This is a genomic window from Nostoc sp. FACHB-190 (genome assembly GCF_014696905.1).
Taxonomy (GTDB): Bacteria; Cyanobacteriota; Cyanobacteriia; order Cyanobacteriales; family Nostocaceae; genus Nostoc_B.
On record NZ_JACJQW010000004.1, the window covers coordinates 325,769 to 344,429 of the forward strand.

Below are 18,661 nucleotides of genomic sequence, written 5' to 3' on the forward strand. Positions count from 1 at the left end.
GTAGAATGGAAAATGCTGTCTTTATTTAGAATGTATGGCGAAGAAAAGTATGATTGAGCGCGAGAAAAAACGCGCCAAATTAGTCGCAAAGTATGCGGAGAAGCGGGAAACTCTGATGGAAGAGTTCAAACAGGCAGAATCTTTAGAAGAGAAACTGGACGCTCACCGTAAAATTCAACAACTACCTCGTAACAGTGCGCCCAACCGTCGCCGCAATCGCTGTTGGGTAACTGGTCGTCCTAGAGGTGTTTACCGTGACTTTGGACTGTCTCGGAACGTTCTGCGGGAGTGGGCGCACGAAGGTTTATTACCTGGAGTTGTTAAGTCTAGTTGGTAGTCATTGGTCATTGGTGAGTCAGTGCGGTCTTGGGGGTTTCCCCCATGAGCAACTGGCGAACCCGAAGGGTCATTAGTCATTAGTCATTGGTTATTGCTAAGGACAAATGACAAATGACAAAATTATTGACCGCAGCAACGGTCTATACCCAGACTTTCTAAGAGTAGATCGCTGACGGCGTTAGCGATCGCAAACTCTCCATAAAAGCTTTTGGAAAAATCAAACCCTTGCATCTCTGTGACAATGGCAATTACCAGAGAACCCAAGTCGTTTTCTCCTTCCATACGTTGGCGGACATAAATTTGCGCGGCTCGTTGAGCAATCGTTTGGTTGATTGCTTCAGGGATAAATTCTGCATCTAACCACCGCAACAAACGCTCTTGTAACCACTCACCTTCAAGGAGGGGGTTGTTAGCTGGTGGTAGGGTAATGGATGGGATTGGTTGTGTCATTTTGGTAAATGCAGAGTCATGCTAAATATATCCCAGAGGAGCGCAGAGGATGGCGATCGCATCAAATGGCGTTCCTCTGAATTTTTTTATTTTATTTTGATCTATCTATGCAATATGATATCGCTGCAATTATTCAAGGATATGCCCAAGGTTATTTTCTCATGGCTGATGACGATCATGGCTTGGGTTGGTATGGTAGCCGCGATCGGACTTTGATTCCTCTAGACCAGCGATTCCGCTATCCTAAGTCGTTGCAGCGTGTTTTGAATCAAGAACGGTTTACAGTGGCAATTAACCGCGATTTTCCGGCTGTTGTGGCTGGCTGTGCGAACCGAGAAACAACCTGGATATCGGATGAATTAAAAGAAATTTACTTTTTACTGCATAAAACAGGTTTTGCTCACAGTTTTGAAACTTGGCAAGGTGATGAACTCGCAGGCGGTATTTTAGGAATTGTCATTGGTGGCGCTTTCATCGGTGAATCGATGTTTTACCGCATTCCCGAAGGCTCAAAAGTAGCAATGGTTAAGTTAGTGGAAAGATTGCGCCAAAAACAATTTGTCCTGTTTGACGCTCAAATGATGAACCCGCATTTAGAACGCTTTGGCGCTTACGGTATTGGCGATGAAGAATATCAAACTTTACTTCAGAACGCATTGCAGCGTCGCTGTTCTTTGGTGTAAACAGTGTCATGATTTTTAAAATCGGAAAGTTGCTTGACACTCTCTAGTGAAGACTATAGTATTCAATAATGAGATATAAAATTATTGACTTATTTGCTGGTGCAGGTGGTTTTACCACAGGATTTCACATGGCTGGTTTTGAATCCCTATGTGCAGTAGATATCAACTCAAAAGCATTAGCCACTTACAAGCACAATTATCCAAATACTAAAATTATTAATCAGGATATACGTCAGATTAGTCCTTCTGACTTGCAATTAGCTTTAGGTTTGAAAAGAGAAGAACTAACAGCATTGATTGGCGGCCCTCCATGCCAAGGATTGTCCAGAAATATTCCTGCTGGTTATCGCTACCTCAATGATTCACGTAATCAACTATATCGAACTTTTTTGGAATTTGTAGACCAGTTTCGGCCTCTTTATGTTGTCATAGAAAATGTACCTGAAATTTTGAAAGCTTATAATGGTGTAATCAAAGAAGAAATAATAAAACAACTAGAATTATTCGGCTATAAAGTTATCTGTGCTTCCTTAAATGCAGCACATTATGGAATACCACAAACAAGATGCAGGGCTTTTTTTCTGGCTAGTCTAGATCATTACCTTCATTTTCCTGAACCAACATATTTTGGTGATATCAAAAGTGACTATAGAAATAAAAATTTGTATAATCAGATGAATTTGTTAGAGGCGAATATGTCTCCTATTGTAACCGTTAGAGATGCAATCGGGGACTTGCCACCACTAGAAGCAGGACAAATATATGACATTGAAATTTATCCTTCTGCACCAGAAACTACATATCAAGCTATGATGCGTCATAACAGCATAACAATAGTTAATCATGTCGCCCGTGCTTTGACTCCAATTCAATTATCAAGAGTGCGTATTCTTCGAGAAGGACAAGATGCTAGAGACTTACCAAGTGAATTAGCTCCTAAAAAGCACTATAGCGGTGCATACGGAAGACTGTACTGGGATAAGCCAGCGCGAACTATTACAAGATGGGTATTTCATCCTGGTTCGGGGAGGTTTTTTCACCCTACTCAAGATCGCACAATTACAATACGTGAAGCGGCAAGATTACACTCTTATCCTGATAATTTTCACTTTTTAGGAACATATACTGATATGGCTTCCCAAATTGGTGAATCTGTACCACCACTTCTTGGTAAAGTTATAGCTTCATCTATTCTTCAGGCTCATGTTTAACAACCTAATTGTTAATTTGCGATCGCAAAGCTGAGACAACTATTTCAACATAACGCTCCAGTGTCAGACGATTTCGCTCAACCCTAATATGAACTGCGTCTGAAGGAATAGTTCTAGCTCTAAAAAGTTGCTTTTGATTTTTATACCAGATGAGTTGTGCTTTGCCGTCAATACTTCCTTGTAAACCCACACCTTTTGTCCCAGTTTTTTGGTTGACTGTCCAAGACCAAGAAAAAGCAGATGCGTCTAAACACTCAATGGAATATTCACAATAAACATATTCGGTTCCTTGAATATTCTTGAGAAGAATACCTTCATAACTAATTTCAACTTTTTGTTTTAGAGAATCTTTTTCGACTTTTTGATTCCAATGTTTAATAATTGCTGCACCCAGTTTTTCTGGTGGAGATGTTTCATCAAGGTCGGGAAATCCTAAATCAATAGCCTTTTTAATTACATCCGCTCTTTGAATGACGTAAAAATAAGTGGTTGTAATTTCAAGATGGCTTTTTCCTTTTAACTGTAGCGACTTAAGCGACCAACCTGTTTTAGTTGAAGGATCTACAGCATCGTAAAGAAGCTTGCTACGTCCTAACGCGGGATCAGATAAAGAAATATTCTTCACATAATGAAACATAGCCTCCCACGTATAATCTTCTATCGAACCGATAACTGGAGATGCAATAGCGGCAATAATAGCTTGTCTTAATCTTTCAACTTCACTGTCCGTCAACACTTAAAGATTCCTCAACAGCTTGTAAGAATTCGCTCATTTTTATGTCTAAAGCTTTGGTAATATGACTGAGAACTCTAACTGATGGGCTTTTTAACCCCCGTTCAAGCTGGCTGATATAAGTTCTGTGCAGACCTGTTACTTCTGCAAGATACTCTTGTGACCAACCTTGATTTATCCGACGACGCTGTAGTTCTCTTCCTAAGATTTGATCTAGTTGACTGGTCTGCATGAAGAAAGCATAGGTTTTTGAATACAAAAGTTCTACAGACTAAAGTATTCGAGCTTACGGGATTGGCGATGAAGAATATCAAACTTTACTTCAGAAAGCATTGCAGCGACGCTGTTCTTTGGTGTAAGAATGTAGGGCATGATGTGGCTCATTCTTAAAATTTAGTGACTAATTTCTATGGTTGCAGAAGTTTACTGGTACTACACAGATTATCAACCTGATCTGAATGCAGCATTACAGACACTCCGCCAAAGAGAATTTCAAGCGGGTAGATATAATCCTGCAATACGATTGCTTGATTTTCCGATTACAGAAAATTCTCCTGCTCCTGGAGCGCAGCATATATCCATTGAAGCAGCACTAGAAGCTTCAGAGGCTGATGGAACACGTTCAATTCTTGATATTCTTCGAGTTGATGATAGGCCATGTCCACTTTCAAGAGATGAGTTTGAAGAGGCTTTAGGAGGAGGAGAAGAATTTTATCAAATACTTGGCGAAGTTTTTAACACTGCTTTTCTACTACTGCCAGCAGAACTTATGACTTTATTCGGTACTGAGCAACCCACTCATGAAATGATAGAGTTAGTGCTTCTTGGTAACACAAATCCTAATGGCAGAAATCAATTTTGGGACAGTATTGATAGAGGTACAGCAAGATACATCATTGTTTATGCAGACAACCAGCCAAGTGAGATTTTCTTTGCTGGTTATTCTTTTGATTGATAGTATTCATTTACAAGATGGATTTAAGGTGGAGCATTCCTGTCAATTGAGTTATTGTTATAGCAATCCTATCTGAGTTGTAAAAAATATTCTTTTTAACGTAGACGCGAAGCGGCTTCCCGTTTGCCGTCAGGCGTTCCCGAAGGGTAGGGTACCGCAAAGGACGCAAAGGACACAAAGAAAGAGAGAAAAGAGAAGAAAGAGAATTTCACAAATGATTTAGGATTGCTATATTACTAGATTTCTACTTACCAACTGTTGATGAGACAGATATAAGCTATGAGTGACTGGCTATTTGATGATCCACCAAATGTAGCTGTGATTACGACTCTTCAAGTCATAGAAGGTAAACCAATCTTATATGTCAGTCATGATGAAGAGGATGGTGCTTGGCAATTTCATACAAATGATACAGTTAAAGACTCTGATGCTAAAGTTGTGTCGCTCAGAAGAATTATTGAACTTGACCCTTCTTTGAATCAACTGGCTAATCTACCATTAGGTTGGATAGCAGTAAGGTCAGAATTAGGAGAAGTTTGGCAAAAGTTCAAGAGAAATAAATAGATATTCATAGTTTATCTCTTATTTTGAATCAAAATAGAATGTATTTTGTAATAGGCAAAAATTCCCGCATGGAACTGTCTAATTTAGATACAAAAACAAAAATTCAAAAATTTGCTGATACTGTTCGTAAGTATTGTGATTGGGCAGAAGCTTCTAGCAGCGATCCAGAGCAAGAAATGGTAACGGCTCGAAAACTTTTAGCTGAACTTCATTTAGGTATAATTGATTTACTTGAAATTGATTTATCTGAAATTAATTGTGGCAAAAAAGTAGACGATATTCGCTCATCTTACAAATTAAGTAGTGTTTATAAGCGGTTTCAGATATTACCTATTGATAATTATTGGGATGTGTTTGAACCACTAAATATAGAAGATAATCAACCTGTAACTAACAGTCTTATCGATGATTTAAATGATATTTATCAAGACCTCAAACGAGGTCTTATACTTTACGAGCATAGTTATCTTATGGAAGCAGTATGGGAATGGCGTTTTCATTTTGAAATTCATTGGGGCGCTCATTTAGTGGGATCGCAAAGGGCAATTCATAATTATTTTTCGTAGTAGGAATGGTAAACAAATTCTTCTACACCTTTTGTTCAGTTACCAATGTAAGACTAACCCATTCACCTTTATCGCTGTAGGTGCGAACCATGCGCTGGCGTAAGTTAGGCTGAATTAGCCAACCAACTTCTAAAAATAAGGGTTGACGTAATTTTACTTGCAAGGGCGATGTTGCAGAAGCACCGTTAGGTAATAATAAAATTTGTACTTGCTTTTGTGGGTCTTGGTCAAAGTGAATGAGAGAACCTTTGATAGTGGCTGTTGAAGTGATGGTTCTTTCGCCAAAAGTTAAACTCTGCACTAAACGTCCAGTGTCATCTAAATGTAATTTTAACGTTGAAGAGAAAGTATCAGGCGATCGCCAGTCAGGATATATTGTAATCGCCTCACCGCGCCATTCTCCCAATAAATCATTTACCGTTAAGGGAGGATTTTCTACTGGTGCTGTTCCGGCTAAATGTTCTCGGATTAAAGTTAGTTTATCAAGTTGACCGTTTTTATCAAATAATTGAACTAAACGTACGCGGCGATTTTCATAAATTAAACTTAGTTCTGCACCAAATTCTGTAAATGGTGCTAATTGAATCGAACCTTGGGAAAATGCGCCATTTTCAAAAAAAAGTGTAGTTTTAGCTAAAGAACTGTATTCTAAAACTAAATCTTCTTGACCTTCGCGGCTAACAACTTGGTGAATAGTTTTATTATCATTCAACCCTTCTAAAGAAACTACGCTTTTAACATCGTTCAACAGCACACCTTGAGGTGAAAATCTGGTGAATGAACCTTGCCATTCACCAAGATTTTTTAATAAATATTTCCATTGAGATGTCATGTTATTTGTCCTTGGTCATTGGTCATTTGTCATTTGATTAATATAATAGAGAACTTTTGACAAGAGACTAAGCCTTAGCAAATCGGTGTACTGCAAATAAGCTGCCTATTAATCCTACCGTTGCACCGAAACTTAAGAGAATCAGGGGTAATAATAAGATTTGTGATGGTGCAAGTTGCAAACCATTGGCAAGGAATTGAATAAACTCTGGTTGATTAGCTAGGAGTTTGCCTAAAAATTGTTCGATTACCGAAATGAAACTCCAAGCGATCGCACCACCAACTAAACCAAAGGAAATTCCTTGTAAAATAAACGGTAGGTAAATCCACGCGGAAGTTGCGCCGACTAGTTGCATAATCTCAATTTCGTGTCGTCGCGCCAGTACAATCAGGCGAATGGTGGTAGTAGTAACAGCGATCGCAGTTAAAGTCAAAATACTGGTAATTGTCACAGTAAACCAGTTCAACCCTCGATGCAACTGAGCAATTCGTTTTACAGCTTCATCCACATATTCAACAGTATCAACACCGCGCAATTTCGCCAAATTTGTGGCTAAAACTGGTACTACTTGAGAACTCCGTGCTTTAACTTTCATCTCATCCACTAAAGGATTTTCCCCTAGCTGCTGAGTCGCACCGTCAATATCTGCAATTCCTAAATCCTTCACTAATTTTGGCCAAGCTTCTTCTTTAGAAATGCTTTGCATCGAAACCACTTCCGGCATTTTTACTACCAAATGTTCAATGCTTTTGGCTTCTACTCCTGGTTCTAAATATACTGAAACTTCCAATTGGCTACCGAATTGATTGAGGAGTTTTTCTACTTGCCAAGAAGTTTGCAAACTCAAGCCGAACAAAAATAATAATACCGCCACAGTGCTAACAGCAGCCCAATTCATCCAGCCGCCACGCAATAATCCTAAAAAGGTTTCTTTGAGTAAATAGTCGAGTTTAGTGAGAAATTTGAACACAGACCACCCCAACATCTAAAAAGTAATTTGTAATCACTCTTTATACTCGATGTGATGAAGTTTACCCATGAGGATTTACGCAAAAACTTTGTCTGTTGAGACTGGGTTTAGGGATGTAAGGGTGTGAGGGTGCGAGGGTATAGGCTACCGTGTACACACAAATGAAATCTTCGTTGAGTGCATCTGTCCCGCCTCGGAATGAATTCCGAGTCTCATAGCGCAAGTCATCTGAAGATGACTCAACCAAAAATGTCTTCCAGTCCACGCTTTGTGGACTTTGGCTATTAGCCTGGAACTTTAGTTCTAGGCGGGATGAAAGTTTTTGACTTGTGTTTACACGGTAGGGGTGTGTAAGGGTTTTGAATACCTACAGCCTGCTCTAAAACCTGAATTTTCCTTTTTTGGCGTAAATCATACCAATATCATTCTCACCCAAAAATTACTGAGTGTTGTTCACTTCGACTTCGCTCAGTGAACAACACTCAAAACTCAAAACTCAGCACTCAGCACTTAATAATGCGTAGCCGACTTGCGATGATGCACCGCCGTCACACCATCCTGATTCAACACCTTACCGTTTTCTACAGTGGCATAAACTAACCAATGGTCGCCCGATTCCATCCGGTGCTGCACTTTACATTCCAAATATGCTAAAGCATCAGCCAAAATAGGAGAGCCATTTGCACCTTCTTCAGTGGCGACACCTGCAAATCGGTCTTCTCCAGGGCCAAAGGGTTTGAGGAAATGTTTCATCAAGCCGATGTGATTGCCTTCTTTAAGAATATTCAGGACAAATTCGTTACCGGAGTGGGTTAGTGATTCTACTGCCCGTTCTTTGGCAACGGCGATAGTTAACCCCGGCGGATTAAAGCTGGCTTGGGCTACCCATGAGGCTAACATGGCGCTGGCTCTATCTTCTTGTTTGGCTGTCAACACACACAGAGAGCCAACAATACGCCCTACTGCTTGTTCAACATTGGTCGCGGGGACACCTTGCGATCGCACTTTTTTGGCTTTCTTCAAAGCTTGGGCAAAGTCGGTTCCGGCTTCTTCGCACAATTGCAGAGTCGCATCATCGGGTTTAAACTTGACGCGGATGGTATCAAACCCAAAGCGATAACCAGCATCTTTGAGTCGGCTTTCAATTAAATCGACTGCTTCACCACTCCAACCAAAGGAACCAAATACACCCGCCAGTTTATTATTAGTTCCGGTGGAGAGGACAATCCCTAAAGCTGTTTGCACTGGTGTCGGTGCATGACCGCCTAACGTGGGTGAACCCATGACAAAACCATCAGATTTTTCCACCGCCGCGCGGATTTCTTCTGGTTCAGTAAATTCGCAGTTAATTGATTCTACCGCCACACCAGCTTTTGTAATGCCACGGGCGATCGCTTGGGCTAAGGTTGCCGTATTCCCATAGGCTGAAGCATAAATTAGAGCTACTGTCAAGTCAGCCGAGGTTTGCTGTTGACTCCATTGGCGATAAGCTTTGGTTAGGTCAATTAAGCCGTAACGTACTAAAGGCCCGTGTCCTGTCGCATACAAACGTGCGGGAAAATCTGCGAGTTTTTCTAGTGCTGTTTCCACCTGCCGCGCATGGGGAGCCATGAGGCAGTCATAATAATAACGGCGGTCTTCGTTGATAATTTCCCAGCCTTCATCTAATACTTGGTCGCCGCAGATATGCGCCCCAAATAACTTATCGGTGTAGAGAATTTCGGTTTGGGGGTCGTAGGTGCAGAGTTCATCGGCGTAGCGGGGGTTGGGTGTAGGAATGAATTGTAAGTTATGTCCCTTACCCAAATCGAGGGTTTCTTCCCCCCGCATCACGATAATTGGTAAGTCGGGATTTTCTAAAGCACCGCGTAAATTTATCGCCCCAGGGTTAGAACAAACAAAGGTAATTTGGGGTGCAATTTCTAGTAAAGCTTTTAAAGTGGCGGCGCGGTTAGGGTTGATGTGACCGAGAATGACATAATCAATCGCTGTCACATCAATACGCTTTTGCAACGCATCCAGATAAATTTGCGTGAAAGTTTCCCCAGGTGGGTCAATTAAAGCGATTTTGTCAGCTTGAATTAAATAAGAGTTAGCTGTTGTTCCTTTAGCTAGGGCGTATTCTATTTCAAATCTTAACCTTGTCCAACTGCGCGATCGCATGACAGTTGTATCGGTAGCAATTGGTAGTACTTGAACATCACGCGGTTTAGTATCTGGCATAATTTTTGAATAACTTGTTTATTTTTAAGTATTTATTATGGCTGAAACAGCAATTGCTACATACGAGTCCACAATTGCAGCCAAAGAGTACCCATTTAAATTAAAGCTTAATTTAGTGGATTAAATTTTCAGTATTTCTTATAAAGAGGATAACAAAATTAATTGCAGATATTGAGCGCATCTTTCCTGTCATTGGGATGGGAGAGAGCGATCGCCAAATACAACGCTGTTACAATAAAGCCATACTCGCTGCCGTATTCATCCTATGACCATCGCTCCAGAAAAAAATCCGCAAACAGGCATCTGCCAGGATGTTATATTTCCTCCTAGTGATATATACAGCGATGAACCACCCTTGGAAAGCGATTTACACCTCAGACAAATCATCCTACTGTTAACTTGCCTAGAATGGCTGTGGCGCGAGAGAAAAGATTTCTATGCGGCGGGAAACTTGACTATTTACTACAGTCCCTATCAACTAAAGTCAGAATTTTTCCGAGGCCCAGACTTTTTTGTAGTATTGGGATGTGAACGTAAAACCAGAAAAAGTTGGGTGGTATGGGAAGAACACGGCAAATATCCCAATGTCATCGTTGAAATTTTATCTGACTCCACAGCAAAGACAGACAAAAATTTAAAGAAAACAATTTATCAAGACACCTTCCGCACACCGGATTATTTTTGGTTTGACCCTAACACCTTAGAATTTGCGGGGTTTCATTTATTAGATGGCGAATATCAACCTCTGCAAGCAAATGAATATGGTCATTTGTGGAGTCAACAATTAGGATTGTATCTGGGTGTGTATGAGGGATTATTGCGTTATTTCACCCCAGATCATCAACTAGTACCCACACTGGAAGAAACTGCACAACAAGCACAACAACAAACGGAACGTCTTGCAGCAAAACTGCGGGAGTTAAATATTGATCCCGATACAATATGAGTCATAAGCTAATCAGCATTTAAGCTGCACTATTGAAATTGTACATAAATGACTTAAACTCTCTCCTCTGCCCCTCTGCCCCCCTGCGGTCTAAACTGCAAACTAAGTGCTTAATAGCTTATCGTGTCGTCCTCTTGCCTTCTGGAGACACTTGGGTAGGCGGGTTCCCCGACTGGAGTAAAGTTTCGTCCTCCTGTTATGTCGAACCACCAAGGATCTTGGTGAGAATTAGTTTTAATTAAAAAAGCTTTTTTCCGCAAAAACCGTTTGAGGGCAGATGCACCCATACGCGAACCGCCCAAGCCGGAGAATTTAAAGGCGTTTTTCTCACCTTCGTGCATAATAGCGGTGAGGGCGGCATCATTAATACTGATAGCACCTGCATCTATGTGTTGGGCAACTGTTAATGCTTCAGTTTCCGTTTCTGCAAACACCGCCGCACTTAGTCCATAAATTGAATCATTAGCTAAATTAACTGCTTCTTCTACTGTGGCAAAAGCCATGACGGGCATGATCGGGCCAAATGTCTCTTCCGTCATGACTTTCATTGTATGGTTAACTTGAGTTAACACCGTGGGACGACACCACCAACCGCCGCCCAACTCCTCAACTTTACCGCCGCAATGAATCACAGCACCTTTTTCCACGGCATCGGAGATATGTTCGTTAATGATACCCGCTTGTGTTTCGGCAATAATCGGGCCAAGTTCGCCACTTTCAATGGCGGGATAAGCTAGTTGTAGGCGATGGGCTTTAGCTACTAACTGATGATAAAACTTGTCAAAGATAGATTCAGCAACGTAAATTCGCTCAATTGATAAACATGACTGTCCGGTATTGACGACAGAACCCCATAAAATTGCTGATGTGGCTAATTCTAAATTGGCAGATTCTAAAACGATCGCCGGATCTTTCCCTCCCAATTCTAAAAAAGCGGGGATAAATTTGTTAGCTGCGGCGGCTGCAACTTTGCGTCCAGTGGCGACACTACCTGTAAAGCAGATTAAATCTACATTTTCAATTAAAGCCGCGCCGGTTTCTCCCGCACCTTCTACAAAGCTTAAAACATCACGTAGCGCCGATACTTCATTAATTGCATCTGTGAGTGGGGCGATGAAACGCGGTGCAATTTCACTGGGTTTAACAACTACCGCACAACCCGCCAGCAGTGCCGGAATAGTATCGATGGTAGATAGTAATAGTGGAAAATTCCACGGACTAATCACCCCAACTACAGGGTAAGGGGTTGATGTTTGTTGTAGGGCGATAAAGGGGATAGATGTATTTTTGGCTGAATCTTGTAATAAGTCTGGCGCTAACCCACACCAGCGATCAATGCTAGATAGAAACGAGTCAATTTCCATTACCGAGATAGACAATCTACCCGTATCATTGACCAAAGCATCTGTGAGTTTGTCGCGTCTAGTTAATATTGCTTGCTTCCATTCTTTTAAAGCTGCAACTCTCCCGTCTACCCCTAGTTGTTGCCAACGCACTTGCGCCCTTCGCGCCCGGTTGCATTGCTGTGCCAGCAGTTTTGGCGGCGGTGGGATAATTACATAATCATATTTGCCGGTGCGTGGGTTACGGACTTCGATTGGTTTTTTCATTTGTCATTGGTCATTTTTCAGACTTTATACTTCAGATTTCATACTTTCAAATCACTCCTAGCTGAGATAGGCGTTCTATTGTTTGTTGCTGTGTTTGGATGAAGTGTTTGCGGTCTACTTCTTGATTTAGCATAGTGTTTGCTGGGTAAAATTGTGCCTCGCTGTAGCTTTGGGCGTAGATTTCAAATCGCTGACGAGAAAGTAAATTATTTAACCCTGGACGATGGCGATCGCGTCTTAAAGCGGCTAAGTCTATCTCGGCAAAGGCGGCCATACTTTCCCCTGCACCTGTTTCTGCTAATACAATCCCGCGATAATCTACTATTTTTGAGCCACCATCAACAGAAGAAATAGGAATAGTACTATTAGCTAGACCTGCGGTATTGCTAGAAACAACATAAGCCATATTTTCCACAGCACGAGAAATTTTCGCCGCGTCTTTGGGTGTGAGGTTTTTGTTATACACTTCTGAGGTGGAATGCAGAAAAATCTCGGCACCACGCATAGCTAAACACCGCGCCACTTCTGGATACAAAATTTCTTCGGAAGCTAAAGCAGCTAAATTGCCAATAGCAGTTTTCGCTACAGGAAAAACCCCTTCTAAACCATAGCAATCAAGATATTGATCCCAAACATCATGGGGTGTTGGTGCGAACAAAGAATTTAGCCGTCGATACCGCAAAACAATCGTGCCAGAAGGGTCAATAACAAAGCAAGTTTGAAAGTATAAATGGGGAAAGTTGGGGTCGAGTTCGTAGGCGTTTCCAGCTAAAAAGATTTGATGCTTTTGGGCAATTTTACTGAGGGCTTCATATTCTGCACCGTGCATTTCTATACAAGCTTTTTCTCGCCACACAGCCAGAGATTCACCCATCGGGAAACCGGTGAGGAAATATTCTGGGAGGACAATTAAGCGACAGTCAAACCCAATAAAAGCAATGCTGGCGGCAATTTGTTGTGCCAAGCGGTTGATAGTATTATGAATGATTTCTTGGGCTGAGTGGCGATCGCGTGCTTGATTGACAGCATGACAAGTGACTTGCAATGCTAAGGCTCGGTATGATGCGATGGAATTGGGAATATCTGCCATGCTGTTTGCTGTTTAGAAACGCCTCACTATCAATTTACAAGGATATGCTAACTATGCCTAGCGATCGCGCCATCAAGCATAATTTAATATGACAGCAAGATACACCCTTTCACTCCCACAATCTTTATGTGTAAGTCCTGACCTTGTTTGAGAGCAAGGTATGAGAAAATACAAGACTGGCCAAGTGGTCAATTATGTACTTTCTCTACTTAACCCACCTCAGAACTAGGAATAATGGCAAAAAACTTTCATCAAAACTCGCAATTTTCCGCAGATAATTCCATTTCGCACCCTTGTATAGCAAAGCCAAGTTCTGAGTTTTACACTGTTTTTTCTCCAGCAGAAATTTTAGAAATTATTCACGCCTTAGAAACTCGATGGGAAATCCCCCTGAAATATTCTTATAAAGGTCAAGGGGCAAAAATTTGGCATGATTTTTATCAGAAATTTATTAGCCCTAAATGGTATCGCAAATCAAGTGTAGAAATTGACCTATTAAGGAACAGTTTTGCATATATTTATGAAAATATATCAAAATTTAGCCAAGTCAATATTATCGACGTGGGTGCAGGAAATTCATACCCAGCCAAAGAATTTGTTTTCCGACTCAATCAATTGAATAAAATTAATAAATATATTGCTTTAGATATTAGTGAAGGATTGCTGACTGTATCCAAGAGAAATTTTACAAGTTGGTTTCCCAAACTGGATTATAGCAACCAACAAATTGACATTGAAAATAGCTGTATACCTGCAAATTTCTCAGGCAAACCCAAAATCATTCTGCATTTGGGTGTGACAATGGGCAACCATCACAATAGAAATCAGGTGCTGCATAACTTTAGAAATAGTATGGATGAAAATGATTTGCTCATCTTTACCAATGAAATTGGTTCTAACTCTCAATGGGATGGCATAGCCAGAGGTGGCTGTAAGTATCATGCCGAAGCCATATATCGCACAATCAAAAATACAATTGGTATTAAATCTCAAGATTGTCAACTAATTAGAAAGTATGACTTAGCAACAGATAGTGTCGTCGCTAATATCAAATTCCAGCATAATTACACTATAGATTTCAGCTTCCAAGGAATAGATAAATCTATTGAAATCCCCAAGGGTAAAGAAATTACAATTTGGAGACATCATAAATATGAAATACCTAAACTTACCCAAGAACTAGAAAGTGCGGGATTAGAACTTGTTCATTACACTACTAACAAATATTCATCACATATTATGGCAATTTGTCAGGTTGCTAATATCTAATGAAGCCAAAAAAGAATTCTAGTTTCTGCGGGATTTCCTAACTTTAGTAATTCTTGAATAAACCAATCAACACAACCGACATATTCTCTATAACTCTGTACCCATGAAACTTCAGTTGTGTTGTCTTTTTTCATTTTATAAACAGGCTCATCGTCTGGTAAATCATCAGGAAAAGGAGCCGAAGCAGAAAATAAATAGGCATACTGATGATTTACATAGCCTTTACATTCTGGGAATATTCTATCCCAATCATAATCAATAATTTCTTGAACCATGAACCAAGTAAAGTGATGTCCCATTCCAAGACCTTTATTTTCAAAATAGTCTTGATAACTAGGATTCATATCTTCTGGTAAACCACGCGGTTCTGAAACTGGAACTATTTTTTCAGTATGCCAGTGATAATAACTCAGAGAGTGATGATGATTGATGTCTGCAATTATGTGGAGATCGCTCCCCCCATCCTACAATGCGATCGCAAATAGCCCATCTAAGCAGCAGAGAGTTTCCTACAAACATAGAAAAAATCTATCGAGTTGATTAGAGAAACTTGATTGTGCTGGATAGAGAGTATTGACAGTGGTTTGAAGTTTGCATCTACGATTTCAGAAATTTTTCTGTTGAGCCTGGGAATTTTAAATCAATTTTGATGTATCCTAGATTTTCTTAGGTAATTTTTTCAACACCCAAGTTCATAAAACTTTTTTGCGGATTTCACGCAAGATTCTGGAAGAAGTTCTTGAACTCTCTCAGAATCTACTTTCTGTTGATTATTTCTTTGTCACACTTTAAGGCTTAACAAATCATCATGGATATACGACTCATCAAAAAATCTGAAAAATTAATCCTGAAAAAGATAAAACAGATAGAAGAAGAAAATCTTTCAATAGATGATTTTGAAAGCCAAGAAGCTACCGTTGAGGAAAAACCAGTAGTCAATATAGTAGAAACTAGAGAGCCTAACTATATTCCGGTGCGGGATAACCCGGTAGTTTTATCCATCGCCAATTCAGGATGGCAGGTTTCGGAAATCTTACGGGATATCAGAGTAGATAATTTCTATGACTGATAAATAACCAATATATATATGTCAGAATTCTAATCTTTAACTTATGAATTCTGCAAAAAATATGTTCATCATAAATAAGCAACAGCAAGATAACTGTTGCTTATTAGTTGTTTTTTAAGACAGTGAACACTCGATGATTTGAAATTCCTTGTGGTAAGCTTTTTGCTAGTGATTACCACATCTTGAGATTTCATGCTAGAGCTAGTATTAGTCAAATTAGGAGGTTCTTTAATCACTGATAAGAACCAACCATACACTGCTCGACTAGAAACTATGCAAAAACTAGTTACGGAAATTAGTCTAGTCAGGCAGCAAAATCCTAGTGTGAAACTGATTATTGGCAATGGTGCTGGTTCTTTTGGGCATCAGTCAGCACATAAATATGATACTATCAATGGTGTTGTCTGTGATGCTGATAAACTAGGGTTTTGTCTAGTTCATCAAGACGTTTTAGATTTAAATAAATTACTGGCCCATTATTTTTTACAAGCAGGTTTACCAGTAGTGAGCTTACCACCTCTCACGATGGTAGTGACTCAGAATAAACAGCTAGTGAAAACAAACTTTTCGGTAATTGAAAATAGTTTACAAGCTGGCTTAATACCGTTGGTTTTCGGTGATGTTGTTTTAGATCAAGTCATTGGCGGTACTATTCTTTCTACTGAAACTTTATTAGCAGAGTTAGCCAAATACTTTCATATTCAAGATAACTACCAAGTCAAACTCATCAATGCGGGGAATTATCCTGGTGTGTATGACGACAATGGGCAAGTAATACCTGAGATTACACCAGCCAATTATGCTCAAATTAAAGCTGCTATCGGCAAGAGTGCGTCAATAGATGTAACTGGCGGGATGATTCAGAAGGTAGAAGAATTTTTGGCTATTTCTGATTGGGGAATTGATTGTTGGATAATTGATGGCAATATTCCCGGAAATTTAGTCAAGGCTGTGTTAGGACAGGCGACTTTAGGAACAGTGATCCGCTCTGGTGAATGCAGGTAAGAATTTAGGGATAAAAGGGAGAGCTAATTCATTAAGTGCAAGATATTCGCATGAGGGGTATTGCATTTAAAGATATATTGGGCATACTAAGGGAAAACTTTGGCCATCTTTTGTGGGAATCATTCTGAATTTGGGATGATCTGCCAAAAAGAAAGCCAGTAACTTGCAGGATTCAGCAAGATGGCGTTTTCTCACTTTGTACCGCAACAATCTTCTCAGACTTTGCTGTGGAGTGTTCTGAACAGCATTACTGACCCCATTTTTGTGAAGGACAGACAACACAATTGGGTGTTTGTTAATGATGCGTTTTGTCAGTTCATTGGATATGAGCGAACAACACTAATTGGTAAATCTGACTATGATTTTTTCTGCAAAACCCAAGCCGATGTTTTTTGGGCGAGAGATGAACTGGTTTTTACCACAGGTGTGACTGATGAAAATGAGGAATTAATCACAGATTACCAAGGTAAAACCCAAATCATATCTACTAAAAAAAGCTTATTATCTGACGAAGCTGGTAATTCATTTTTAGTAGGTTCAATTCGGCTAGTTGTTCCCCAAGATCAAATTGAAACTACTTTGCTACTTCAGACAATCAATAAATTAGAACAAGAAATTAATGAACGCCAACAAACAGAGAAACGCTTTCGCAGACATAGTAATGCGCTACAACAGCTTGTGCAGAGTGAAAAACTACAACATGATGATTTTCAAATTGCGATTCAATATGTAACTGAAGTAGCTAGTTTAGGTCTTGAGGTTGGGCGTGTTAGTGTTTGGTTATACACAGAGAACCGTTCGGAAATTCAATGTGTGGATTTATATGAACAAGAATATAATCGCCACAGTCACGGTTTGGAATTATCTGTTTACGACTTCCCGCAATATTTTCAAGCTCTCAAAGAAGAACAAATAATCGCAGTTACTGATGTGCATACTGATGCTCGCACTGCTGAATTTTCGGCAACTTATACAACTCCATTGGGAATTACTGCGATGTTGGATGCGCGGATATGGTCGAGAGGGGAAGTAATTGGTGTAGTTTGTTGTGAACATTTAATCACCCCACGCCAGTGGACATTAGAAGAACAAAGCTTTATTGGCTCAATTACTGACTTTGTGCGGCTGGTGGTTGAATCACGCGATCGCAAAATTGCCGAAGCAGCACTCAGACAACAAACTCAACAACTAGAACAAACACTAAAAGAATTAAAACGTACTCAATCCCAAATCATTCAAAGTGAAAAAATGTCTTCTTTAGGACAACTAGTAGCTGGTGTAGCTCACGAAATCAACAATCCGGTTAACTTTATTTATGGCAATATTAATCCTGCGATTAATTATGTTCATGATTTATTCAAGCTAGTTAATCTTTATCAGGAAAACTATCCTTATCCTGTGGAGGTAATTCGAGAAGAAATCGATTCTATAGACTTAGATTTTTTAATGTCAGATTTACCCAAGCTATTATCTTCTCTGAAAATAGGAGCCGATCGCATTCGCCAAATTGTGCTATCTCTCCGTAATTTTTCCCGCCTGGATGAAGCTGAATATAAAGCGGTGAATCTGCACGAAGGTATTGATAGTACATTATTAATCTTAGAAAATCGGCTCAAGGCTAAACCTAATTATCCAGGTATTAAAGTTATTAAAGACTATGGTAAATTACCTCTGGTTGAGTGCTATGCTGGTCAACTCAATCAGGTATTTATGAATATTTTGACTAATGCGATCGATGCTATCGAAGAACGAGACGCACAACGCACACTAAAGGAAATGCAAGCTACTCCTAGTAGAATTCGGATTGATACAGCAGTTGAGAATGAAACTCAGATTGCTATTAAAATTGCTGATAATGGTTTGGGTATACCGGAAGATATTCAAAAACGGATTTTTGACCCATTTTTTACTACAAAACCCATTGGTAAAGGTACAGGAATGGGAATGTCAATTAGTTATCAAATTATCACCGAAAATCATCATGGAACCCTGGAGTGTATTTCATCTGTGGGTAAAGGTACAGAATTTATAATTATGATTCCTTTAAAACAAGGTGAGGATTGAATGAAATCTGGGTGTAATGGTAAATAAGAGTGAAAAATGACATTCAATCGAGTAAATTTTTGGCAACCATCAAATATGATTA

At 39.9% G+C, this 18,661-nt stretch carries 20 protein-coding genes; 11 read left to right on the plus strand and 9 right to left on the minus strand.

Annotated elements, in window-relative coordinates; translation table 11 throughout:
- The first annotated feature begins 34 nt into the window (after window positions 1-34).
- Window positions 35-337: a 30S ribosomal protein S14 gene (rpsN, locus tag H6G28_RS07725; RefSeq protein ID WP_190592192.1), complete on the plus strand. Its 303-nt coding sequence runs from the start codon at window positions 35-37 to the stop codon at window positions 335-337.
- A 122-nt stretch (window positions 338-459) separates the two neighbouring features.
- On the opposite strand, the gene H6G28_RS07730 is transcribed toward rpsN, so the two are convergent.
- Entirely contained in the window at window positions 460-789 is a 330-nt protein-coding gene (locus tag H6G28_RS07730) for a DUF8822 family protein (protein WP_190670055.1), read from the minus strand.
- 107 nt (window positions 790-896) lie between these two features.
- Here H6G28_RS07730 and aat point away from each other — a divergent pair, with 107 nt between their 5' ends.
- Window positions 897-1,472 (plus strand): leucyl/phenylalanyl-tRNA--protein transferase, encoded by a 576-nt coding sequence (gene aat / locus H6G28_RS07735; protein ID WP_190670057.1) that lies wholly within the window; start codon window positions 897-899, stop codon window positions 1,470-1,472.
- Between the two features lie 68 nt (window positions 1,473-1,540).
- A complete protein-coding gene (locus H6G28_RS07740) occupies window positions 1,541-2,683 on the plus strand; it encodes a DNA cytosine methyltransferase (RefSeq protein ID WP_190670059.1) in 1,143 nt (380 codons plus the stop codon).
- 4 nt (window positions 2,684-2,687) lie between these two features.
- Here H6G28_RS07740 and H6G28_RS07745 read toward each other — a convergent pair whose 3' ends face one another.
- Window positions 2,688-3,419, minus strand: a complete 732-nt coding sequence (locus H6G28_RS07745; protein WP_190670062.1) for a hypothetical protein — start codon at window positions 3,417-3,419, stop codon at window positions 2,688-2,690.
- A complete protein-coding gene (locus H6G28_RS07750; RefSeq protein ID WP_190670064.1) occupies window positions 3,403-3,648 on the minus strand; it encodes a helix-turn-helix domain-containing protein in 246 nt (81 codons plus the stop codon). Before H6G28_RS07750 ends, H6G28_RS07745 begins: the two co-directional genes overlap by 17 nt.
- Before the next feature lie 177 nt (window positions 3,649-3,825).
- Between H6G28_RS07750 and H6G28_RS07755 the strand changes: the two genes are divergently transcribed.
- The 3 genes from H6G28_RS07755 to H6G28_RS07765 all read left to right on the plus strand — a co-directional run bounded on the left by H6G28_RS07755 (window position 3,826) and on the right by H6G28_RS07765 (window position 5,501).
- Window positions 3,826-4,371: a hypothetical protein gene (locus H6G28_RS07755; protein WP_190670067.1), complete on the plus strand. Its 546-nt coding sequence runs from the start codon at window positions 3,826-3,828 to the stop codon at window positions 4,369-4,371.
- Window positions 4,372-4,650: 279 nt separating this feature from the next.
- Window positions 4,651-4,935 (plus strand): hypothetical protein, encoded by a 285-nt coding sequence (locus tag H6G28_RS07760; RefSeq protein ID WP_190670068.1) that lies wholly within the window; start codon window positions 4,651-4,653, stop codon window positions 4,933-4,935.
- A gap of 68 nt (window positions 4,936-5,003) precedes the next feature.
- Window positions 5,004-5,501 carry a DUF5063 domain-containing protein gene (locus tag H6G28_RS07765; protein WP_190670070.1) on the plus strand — a complete coding sequence of 166 codons (498 nt, stop codon included), beginning with the start codon at window positions 5,004-5,006 and terminating at the stop codon, window positions 5,499-5,501.
- Between the two features lie 22 nt (window positions 5,502-5,523).
- Here the strand turns inward: H6G28_RS07765 and H6G28_RS07770 are convergent, their stop codons facing one another.
- The 3 genes from H6G28_RS07770 to H6G28_RS07780 form a co-directional block, all read right to left on the minus strand.
- On the minus strand, window positions 5,524-6,333 hold the full coding sequence (locus H6G28_RS07770) for a DUF3598 family protein (RefSeq protein WP_190670072.1): 810 nt from the start codon (window positions 6,331-6,333) through the stop codon (window positions 5,524-5,526).
- A gap of 67 nt (window positions 6,334-6,400) precedes the next feature.
- Window positions 6,401-7,303: a cell division protein FtsX gene (locus H6G28_RS07775; protein ID WP_190592185.1), complete on the minus strand. Its 903-nt coding sequence runs from the start codon at window positions 7,301-7,303 to the stop codon at window positions 6,401-6,403.
- A gap of 510 nt (window positions 7,304-7,813) precedes the next feature.
- Window positions 7,814-9,526 (minus strand): diflavin flavoprotein, encoded by a 1,713-nt coding sequence (locus H6G28_RS07780; RefSeq protein ID WP_190670074.1) that lies wholly within the window; start codon window positions 9,524-9,526, stop codon window positions 7,814-7,816.
- 265 nt (window positions 9,527-9,791) lie between these two features.
- On the opposite strand from H6G28_RS07780, the gene H6G28_RS07785 reads away from it, so the two are divergent.
- On the plus strand, window positions 9,792-10,472 hold the full coding sequence (locus H6G28_RS07785; protein ID WP_190592183.1) for a Uma2 family endonuclease: 681 nt from the start codon (window positions 9,792-9,794) through the stop codon (window positions 10,470-10,472).
- 110 nt (window positions 10,473-10,582) lie between these two features.
- On the opposite strand, the gene H6G28_RS07790 is transcribed toward H6G28_RS07785, so the two are convergent.
- Together H6G28_RS07790 and H6G28_RS07795 are read right to left on the minus strand one after the other, a co-directional pair.
- Window positions 10,583-12,082, minus strand: a complete 1,500-nt coding sequence (locus H6G28_RS07790) for an aldehyde dehydrogenase family protein (RefSeq protein WP_242054481.1) — start codon at window positions 12,080-12,082, stop codon at window positions 10,583-10,585.
- A gap of 46 nt (window positions 12,083-12,128) precedes the next feature.
- Window positions 12,129-13,172, minus strand: a complete 1,044-nt coding sequence (locus tag H6G28_RS07795) for a nitrilase-related carbon-nitrogen hydrolase (RefSeq protein WP_190592182.1) — start codon at window positions 13,170-13,172, stop codon at window positions 12,129-12,131.
- A 234-nt stretch (window positions 13,173-13,406) separates the two neighbouring features.
- Between H6G28_RS07795 and H6G28_RS07800 the strand changes: the two genes are divergently transcribed.
- The gene (locus H6G28_RS07800; RefSeq protein WP_190670076.1) at window positions 13,407-14,441 is read left to right on the plus strand and encodes an L-histidine N(alpha)-methyltransferase; all 1,035 of its coding nucleotides are present in this window, start codon (window positions 13,407-13,409) and stop codon (window positions 14,439-14,441) included.
- Here H6G28_RS07800 and H6G28_RS07805 read toward each other — a convergent pair.
- The gene (locus tag H6G28_RS07805) at window positions 14,438-14,785 is read right to left on the minus strand and encodes a hypothetical protein (protein ID WP_242054483.1); all 348 of its coding nucleotides are present in this window, start codon (window positions 14,783-14,785) and stop codon (window positions 14,438-14,440) included. The two genes, H6G28_RS07800 and H6G28_RS07805, sit on opposite strands and share 4 nt — an antisense overlap.
- A gap of 464 nt (window positions 14,786-15,249) precedes the next feature.
- Here H6G28_RS07805 and H6G28_RS07810 point away from each other — a divergent pair, with 464 nt between their 5' ends.
- The 3 genes from H6G28_RS07810 (at window position 15,250) to H6G28_RS07820 (ending at window position 18,579) form a co-directional block, all read left to right on the plus strand.
- The gene (locus H6G28_RS07810) at window positions 15,250-15,510 is read left to right on the plus strand and encodes a hypothetical protein (protein ID WP_190592180.1); all 261 of its coding nucleotides are present in this window, start codon (window positions 15,250-15,252) and stop codon (window positions 15,508-15,510) included.
- A 192-nt stretch (window positions 15,511-15,702) separates the two neighbouring features.
- Window positions 15,703-16,515, plus strand: a complete 813-nt coding sequence (locus H6G28_RS07815) for an isopentenyl phosphate kinase (protein ID WP_190670078.1) — start codon at window positions 15,703-15,705, stop codon at window positions 16,513-16,515.
- Between the two features lie 180 nt (window positions 16,516-16,695).
- Entirely contained in the window at window positions 16,696-18,579 is a 1,884-nt protein-coding gene (locus H6G28_RS07820; RefSeq protein ID WP_190670080.1) for an ATP-binding protein, read from the plus strand.
- Window positions 18,580-18,661: the final 82 nt, after the last annotated feature.

Excerpts from the sequence above, each read along its gene's own strand:
- H6G28_RS07730 (WP_190670055.1), bottom strand. The coding sequence starts at position 789 with ATGACACAACCAATCCCATCCATTACCCTACCACCAGCTAACAACCCC.
- H6G28_RS07820 (WP_190670080.1), top strand. The coding sequence starts at position 16,696 with ATGGCGTTTTCTCACTTTGTACCGCAACAATCTTCTCAGACTTTGCTG.
- H6G28_RS07810 (WP_190592180.1), top strand. The coding sequence starts at position 15,250 with ATGGATATACGACTCATCAAAAAATCTGAAAAATTAATCCTGAAAAAG.
- H6G28_RS07760 (WP_190670068.1), top strand. The coding sequence starts at position 4,651 with ATGAGTGACTGGCTATTTGATGATCCACCAAATGTAGCTGTGATTACG.
- H6G28_RS07795 (WP_190592182.1), bottom strand. The coding sequence starts at position 13,172 with ATGGCAGATATTCCCAATTCCATCGCATCATACCGAGCCTTAGCATTG.
- H6G28_RS07770 (WP_190670072.1), bottom strand. The coding sequence starts at position 6,333 with ATGACATCTCAATGGAAATATTTATTAAAAAATCTTGGTGAATGGCAA.
- H6G28_RS07750 (WP_190670064.1), bottom strand. The coding sequence starts at position 3,648 with ATGCAGACCAGTCAACTAGATCAAATCTTAGGAAGAGAACTACAGCGT.
- H6G28_RS07790 (WP_242054481.1), bottom strand. The coding sequence starts at position 12,082 with ATGAAAAAACCAATCGAAGTCCGTAACCCACGCACCGGCAAATATGAT.
- H6G28_RS07815 (WP_190670078.1), top strand. The coding sequence starts at position 15,703 with ATGCTAGAGCTAGTATTAGTCAAATTAGGAGGTTCTTTAATCACTGAT.
- rpsN (WP_190592192.1), top strand. The coding sequence starts at position 35 with ATGGCGAAGAAAAGTATGATTGAGCGCGAGAAAAAACGCGCCAAATTA.
- aat (WP_190670057.1), top strand. The coding sequence starts at position 897 with ATGCAATATGATATCGCTGCAATTATTCAAGGATATGCCCAAGGTTAT.
- H6G28_RS07800 (WP_190670076.1), top strand. The coding sequence starts at position 13,407 with ATGGCAAAAAACTTTCATCAAAACTCGCAATTTTCCGCAGATAATTCC.
- H6G28_RS07765 (WP_190670070.1), top strand. The coding sequence starts at position 5,004 with ATGGAACTGTCTAATTTAGATACAAAAACAAAAATTCAAAAATTTGCT.
- H6G28_RS07740 (WP_190670059.1), top strand. The coding sequence starts at position 1,541 with ATGAGATATAAAATTATTGACTTATTTGCTGGTGCAGGTGGTTTTACC.
- H6G28_RS07780 (WP_190670074.1), bottom strand. The coding sequence starts at position 9,526 with ATGCCAGATACTAAACCGCGTGATGTTCAAGTACTACCAATTGCTACC.
- H6G28_RS07785 (WP_190592183.1), top strand. The coding sequence starts at position 9,792 with ATGACCATCGCTCCAGAAAAAAATCCGCAAACAGGCATCTGCCAGGAT.
- H6G28_RS07805 (WP_242054483.1), bottom strand. The coding sequence starts at position 14,785 with ATGAATCCTAGTTATCAAGACTATTTTGAAAATAAAGGTCTTGGAATG.
- H6G28_RS07755 (WP_190670067.1), top strand. The coding sequence starts at position 3,826 with ATGGTTGCAGAAGTTTACTGGTACTACACAGATTATCAACCTGATCTG.